Origin of the sequence: Tsukamurella soli (genome assembly GCF_039541155.1) — a bacterium.
Lineage (GTDB): Bacteria > Actinomycetota > Actinomycetes > Mycobacteriales > Mycobacteriaceae > Tsukamurella > Tsukamurella soli.
The window spans coordinates 1-6,203 of the sequence record NZ_BAABFR010000174.1 but is presented as its reverse complement, the minus strand read 5'-3'; the positions used below and the strand labels follow the sequence as shown (position 1 = coordinate 6,203).

The following is a 6,203-nucleotide window of genomic DNA, read 5'->3' as shown; positions in this document are numbered from 1 at the left end:
TATGGCGGACCTGCCGCACTTCGCCCCGCCGAGCGCGGCGGGGCACCGCGGCACCGCGATCGCCGGCACCGTCGGCGACGCGCGGGTGCTGGTGCTGCTCGGCCGGACCCACGCCTACGAGGGGCACGACCTGGCCCGCGTCGTGCACCCGGTGCGGACCGCCTGCGCGGCCGGAGCGCGGACGGTGATCCTCACCAACGCCGCGGGCGGCCTGCGGTCGGACATGGCGGTGGGGCAGCCGGTGCTGATCGCCGATCACCTGAACCTCACCGCACGGTCGCCGCTGCGCGGCGCGCAGTTCGTCGATCTGGTGGACGCCTACTCCCCCGCGCTGCGAGACGCCGCGCGGCGGGTGGACCCGTCGCTGGCGGAGGGCGTGTACGCCGGTCTGCCGGGGCCGCACTACGAGACGCCCGCCGAGATCCGGATGCTGCGGACGCTCGGCGCCGACCTCGTGGGCATGTCGACGGTGCACGAGACGATCGCCGCGCGGGCGGCGGGGGCGGCGGTGCTGGGGGTGTCGCTGGTGACCAATCTCGCCGCGGGCATGACCGGCGAGCCGCTGGACCACGCCGAGGTGCTCGCCGCAGGCCGCGCGGCGGCCGAGCGGATGGGCACGCTCCTGGCCGACATGATCGCCGGGCTGACGTGACCGGTCCCGACCCGGCCACGGTCCGGGCGTGGATCGACGGCGACCCCGACCCCGAGACCCGGGCCGAGCTGGCGGGTCTCGCTGTCGCGGACCTCGCCGAGCGGTTCGCCGCGCCCCTGGCGTTCGGTACGGCGGGGCTGCGCGGGCCGGTGCGCGGCGGGCCGGCGGGGATGAACGTGGCGACGGTGACCCGCGCGACCTGGGCCGTGGGCCGCTGGCTGACCGACAGATGCCTGGGCGGATCGGTCGTGGTGGTAGGCCGCGATGCGCGCCACGGATCCGCAGAGTTCTTCGCCGCGGCCACGGAAGTGCTCGCGGCGCAGGGCTTCTCGGTGGTCGCACTACCCGAGCCGGGACCGACACCGTGGGTCGCGTTCGCCACGCGCGCGCTGCGCGCAGCGGCGGGTATCCAGATCACGGCGTCGCACAACCCGCCCGCGGACAACGGCTACAAGGTGTACGTCGACGGGGGCGCGCAGCTCACCACCCCCGCGGATCGCGAGATCGAGGCGCTGATCGCGGCCGCTCCCCCGGCGGTGTCCATCCCCCGTGTGCCGGTGACGCCCGACGCCCGGGCACTGGCGGTGCCGCCACGGTATCTCGACCGGGTCGGGGCGCTCGCGGATGACGGCCCGCGGGGACTGCGCATCGCCCTGACCCCCATGCACGGCGTGGGCGGCGCGGTCGCGGTGCAGGCCCTGCGACGCAGCGGTTTCGACGATGTCCACGTGGTCGCCGAGCAGTTCGCACCCGACGCTGGATTCCCGACCGTATCGTTCCCCAACCCCGAGGAACCGGGCGCCACGGATCTGCTACTGGCGCTGGCGGAGTCGGTCGACGCCGATCTGGCGATCGCCCTGGACCCGGACGCGGACCGGTGCGCGCTCGGCGCGCGGGGTCCGGACGGCTGGCGCATGCTGACCGGGGACGAGACCGGGGCCCTGCTCGGGGATCGGGTGCTCACGCTGCGCGCCGCGGCGGGTGCGCCGGGAGATCCATTGGTGGCCACCACGATCGTGAGCTCGACGCTGCTCGGTTCGATCGCCGCAGGGCACGGCGCGCGGTGCGTGCGGACGCTCACGGGGTTCAAGAACCTGGTGCGCGCAGGCGACGGTCTGGTGTTCGCGTACGAGGAGGCGCTGGGCCTGTGCGTCGACCCGGACACGGTGCGGGACAAGGACGGCATCTCCGCGGCGGTCGTCGCCGCGGGGTACGCCGCGGCGCTGAAGGCACAGGGCCGCACCCTTCTCGACGCGCTCGACGCGCTGTACGCGCGGCACGGGGTGCACGTCACCGGGCAGTACGCGCTGCGGGTCACCGACACCGCCGAGATCACGGCGCTGATGGCGCGGCTGCGGGCGGACCCGCCACCGTCGGCGGCCGGGGTGGTCCTGGCATGCGAGGACCTGCTGCACGCGCGTCCCGCCACCGACGCGCTGGTGTTCACCGGCGCGGGCACGCGGATCACGGTACGCCCGTCGGGAACCGAGCCGAAGGCCAAGTTCTATCTGGAGGTGATCGAGCGGGGAGAGCTCGAGCCCTCGAAACGCGCGGCACGGGCGCGGCTGGCCGCACTCACCAACGCGGTCCACGACTGGTAGCAGTTGGGTAGATTCGGCCCATGCAGCCGTACGGACCGCCGCACCCGAACCGGACGCCGGTGATCGTCGTGTCCGTGATCATCGGCGTGCTGATCGTGGCGGGCGCCGTGGCGGTGGCGCTGCTCCTCACCGGTGGCAGGTCCGGGCAGCAGGCGTCCGGGCCGGCCACGACGGGTGCGGGCCCGATGCCCCCGGGCGAGCCGAATTCGCCCGCGACGGTGACTGTGACTGCGCTGCAACAGGTTCCGCAGGCGACCGCCGCGGGAGCCACCTCACCCGCCGATGTGTCGAATGCGGCGCACCCCACGCCCACCGTCGCCGGAACCGACTGGCAGGGGTTCGAGTCCGGCGGCGCGCGCTGCCTCGGGTCCGACGGTGCCGCGGTGCTCCTCTCGACCGCCAGGTCACAGGTGGCGATCTGCTCCGGATCGTCCGGTCTGTACTACCGCGGCTGGAGCACCGTCGACCTCGACGGCATCACCCTGTACACCCTCTCGCGCACCGGCTCCGGCTTCCACGTCGTCGGCAGCGACGGCATCACGACGTACGACGTGGGGCCGTCCGGGCTGGTGATCACCACCACCGACGGCGTCCAACACCCCGAGCCGGCGCTGGCGTACTGGTCGCAGTAGAACCAGGTCGGGCCGTCGGTCGCGGAGCAGGCCAGGGTCAGGTCCAGCGGGGCCCGAACTGCCGGTCACCGGCGTCGCCGAGCCCCGGCACGATGTAGGCGTTCTCGTTCAAGCCTCGGTCCACGGCGGCCGTCACGAGCCGCACCGGATATCCCGAATCTGCCAGCGCTGCAACACCTTCCGGGGCAGCGACGACGCACACCGCGGTGACGTCGGTGGCGCCGCGCTGCGCCAGCAACTGCAGGGCCTGCACCATCGACCCGCCGGTCGCGAGCATCGGGTCCAGCACGAACACCGGCCGGTCCGACACGTCGGCGGGCAGCGACTCGAAATACGGCTCGGGGATGTGGGTCTCCTCGTTGCGGCCCATCCCCACGAAGCCGACCTGGGACTCCGGGATCATCGCGTGCGCCTGGTCCACCATCCCCAGCCCCGCGCGCAGCACCGGCACCAGCAGCGGGGGCGCGGCGAGGCGATACCCGTCAGTGGTCTCGAGCGGCGTCGTGACCGGGACCGTCGACACCCGCGCCGTACGCATCGCCTCGTAGATCAGCATCTGCGTCAGCTCCTTGAGCGCCGCGCGGAACCGCGCGTTGTCGGACGAGCCGTCGCGCAGCGCGGTGAGCCGGACGGCGGCGAGCGGGTGGTCGACCACTGTGGTCTGCATGGCCGATCAGCATAGTTGCTCGGAACCGCGGGCCGCCCTCGTGCGTCTAATGGATAAGGGGCTGTGCTCGACGGACGCAGGGCATGAGGGGCGTGGGGGTTCACATGGAGGCTTTTCGGATGGACACACCGGCGCTGGCCGGTGCGGGGGCGACGCTGTCGGCGCTGTCGGGGGCGGTCGCCGGAGCCGCAGCGGCGGGCGTCGCGGGCACGACATCGCTGGTGCCGGCGTTCGGTCTGGTCGGCGGGGACTACACGGCGGCGCTGGTCGCGGCGCTGACGTCGACACACGCCGAGGTGGGGCGGCTGGCCGCGTTCTACGCGTCCGCCGGCGAGGCGACGGCGCAGACGATCGCTGCGGTGGCCACGCAGGAGGCCGACGGTGCCGACGCGCTCGCCGCGACGCTCGCGGGCGTGTTCTCGCGAGCTGTGCCCGGGGTCTCCGCGGCGGCGCGCACATGAGCATCGTCGACACGCTGGCGGCGCCCATGTACGCGATCCTCGACAGCGTCGGCACCGGTGACATCGGCAGTGCGGGGATAGACCGGGCGATCGCGACGCTGCGCACCCAGCTCGAGCAGGTGACCGCCCAGACCCGCAGCGCCAACGTCACCGTCGGGCACGCCTGGGCGGGGTCGGACGCCGGCGCGGCGCAGCGGACCATCGGCCGCGGCGGCTCGAGCGCGCAGGCGATCGCGGCGCACACCGGGCAGCTGGGGACGTCGCTACAGTCCGCGGCGGCGGTGGTGAAGCAGGGACACAGCGAACTGAAGCGGATCGTGGACTCCTTCGTGCAGCAGGGCAACGCCGCGAACCCCACGCTGACCAACCCCGCGGGGCTCATCGCCGTCCTCCGGCTCGCCGCCGAGCACCTCGAGCAAGCCCTCGCCGTGCTGCAGCGCACCCGGGAGTCACTGGGCACCGAGACCGCCACCGTCGGTGGGTTGGCGCGGGACACGCCGACCGCGCCCGACACCGTCTCCGGCGCCACGCCGACCGGTGGCGCCGCGACCACCCCGGCGTCGGCCGGGGGATCGACTGCGCCCGGCACGTCCGGGACCGGGTCGGGCGGTGGACCGGCGGGTAACGGGTCGGGTTCGGGACTCGGCTCGGTCGGCTCGGCGATGGGGGCCGTCCCGGCGGCAGCCGCAGGCTCCGGCTCCGGATCGGGCTCCGCAGGGACGGGGACGCGTACCGGCAGCGGTACCCGGGCGATGGCGACGCGCGCCTCGGGCCCCGCTCGGATCCGGCCGCGGACGCTGGGCGGCGGCGTCGCGGTCACGCTGCCCGACGGCACCGTCGTCCGGGCGCCGAACGAGCAGGCCGCCACCGCCGTGCGGGCCGCCCTGACGCAGCTCGGCGTGCCGTACAGCTGGGGTGGCACCGCAGCCGGTCAGGGGCTGGACTGCAGCGGCCTGACGCAGTGGGCGTACCGGCAGGCGGGCCTCGAGCTGCCCAGGCTCGCGCAGGAGCAGGGCATCGGGGCTGCGGTTCGCGCGAGCGACCTGCAGCCCGGCGACCTCGCAGTGTGGGACGGGCACGTGGCGATGGTGATCGGGAACGGTCGGATGGTCGAGGCGGGCGACCCCGTGCAGATCTCCGCCATCCGCACCGACAACATCGGCATGGGCTTCCTGGGCTTCTTCCGACCCACCGCCGGCTCCGCGTAGGCTGCTCCGACCCCGTCCACCGACCGGCCTGGCGCCGGCGCCTCGCACCGGGTTCGTCGCCGCGGGCGTCTAGACTTCCGACGTCGGCAACGTCGAGTCGAGGGTCCGCAGTCACAGTGAGCGCAGAGCAGGGATTCGAGGACGCGGTACGCGATTCGCTGGTGCGCCCGGACGCCCCCACGTCGCGCCGCGATCCCGTGGCACGCCCCGCACACGACCGGTGGGCCGATGCAGTCGAGTGGGTGCTGGTCGCGGCGTCCGTGGTGTTCCTGGTCGCCTACGCGACCCCCGTCATCCGGCCCGGCATCTCGCCACGCCTGCACCACGCCTGCGACGTCGCGACCACCGTCGTCTGGGTGCTGTTCGGGATCGACTACGTGGTGCGACTGTCGCTCAGCTCGGACCGATGGACGTTCCTGCGTCGCCATGTGTTCGATCTGGCGATCCTCGTGTTGCCGATCCTCCGCCCGCTGCGGTTGCTGCGACTCGTGGCCCTGCTGTCAGTGCTCAACCGCGTCGGAGCACGGTCGGTGCGCGGGCGGATCGTCGTGTACGCCGTGGGCAGCGCGACCATGCTCCTGGTGGTCGCGGCACTTGCGATCACCGACGCCGAGCGGGGGCATCCCGGCTCGACCATCGAGAACTTCGGCGACGGGCTGTGGTGGTCGATCACCACTATGACCACCGTCGGCTACGGCGACCACTACCCCGTGACCCTGACCGGCAAGATCGTGGCCGCCGCCCTGATGATCTCCGGCGTCACGTTGCTCGGCGTGGTGACCGGCACCTTCGCCTCGTGGATCGCCGACCGCGTCGCGGAGAGCACCGAGGCGCAGGACTCCACGAGAGAGACGGTGGCGGAGCTGGTCAACGAGATCCGCGCCCTGCGCGGCGAGATCGCGGACCTGCGGGCGGAACGGTCCGGCGCCGCCGTGCCCGCCACCGCTGCCGCTGTGCCCGGCGCTGCTGCCGCTGTGCCCGG

Annotated in this window: 7 protein-coding genes; 6 read left to right on the top strand and 1 reads right to left on the bottom strand. The window is 73.7% G+C overall.

Going from position 1 to position 6,203, the window contains the following annotated elements; translation table 11 throughout:
- The 3 genes from ABD908_RS26330 to ABD908_RS26320 form a co-directional block, all read left to right on the top strand.
- The coding region (locus ABD908_RS26330) for a purine-nucleoside phosphorylase (protein ID WP_345001696.1) at positions 1 to 652 on the top strand (652 nt) is incomplete at its 5' end.
- The gene (locus ABD908_RS26325; RefSeq protein ID WP_345001694.1) at positions 649 to 2,253 is read left to right on the top strand and encodes a phospho-sugar mutase; all 1,605 of its coding nucleotides are present in this window, start codon (positions 649 to 651) and stop codon (positions 2,251 to 2,253) included. The genes ABD908_RS26330 and ABD908_RS26325, both read left to right, overlap by 4 nt.
- A 20-nt stretch (positions 2,254 to 2,273) precedes the next feature.
- Entirely contained in the window at positions 2,274 to 2,885 is a 612-nt protein-coding gene (locus tag ABD908_RS26320) for a RodZ family helix-turn-helix domain-containing protein (protein ID WP_345001692.1), read from the top strand.
- A gap of 37 nt (positions 2,886 to 2,922) precedes the next feature.
- Here the strand turns inward: ABD908_RS26320 and upp are convergent, their stop codons facing one another.
- Positions 2,923 to 3,552, bottom strand: a complete 630-nt coding sequence (gene upp, locus ABD908_RS26315) for a uracil phosphoribosyltransferase (protein ID WP_345001690.1) — start codon at positions 3,550 to 3,552, stop codon at positions 2,923 to 2,925.
- Positions 3,553 to 3,671: 119 nt separating this feature from the next.
- Here upp and ABD908_RS26310 point away from each other — a divergent pair, with 119 nt between their 5' ends.
- From ABD908_RS26310 to ABD908_RS26300, 3 genes are all read left to right on the top strand, one after another.
- Positions 3,672 to 4,013 (top strand): hypothetical protein, encoded by a 342-nt coding sequence (locus ABD908_RS26310; protein WP_345001688.1) that lies wholly within the window; start codon positions 3,672 to 3,674, stop codon positions 4,011 to 4,013.
- The gene (locus tag ABD908_RS26305; RefSeq protein WP_345001686.1) at positions 4,010 to 5,221 is read left to right on the top strand and encodes a C40 family peptidase; all 1,212 of its coding nucleotides are present in this window, start codon (positions 4,010 to 4,012) and stop codon (positions 5,219 to 5,221) included. The genes ABD908_RS26310 and ABD908_RS26305 overlap by 4 nt, the downstream gene beginning before the upstream one ends.
- Before the next feature lie 116 nt (positions 5,222 to 5,337).
- Positions 5,338 to 6,203: potassium channel family protein (locus ABD908_RS26300; protein ID WP_345001684.1), on the top strand; the 866-nt coding region annotated here is incomplete at its 3' end.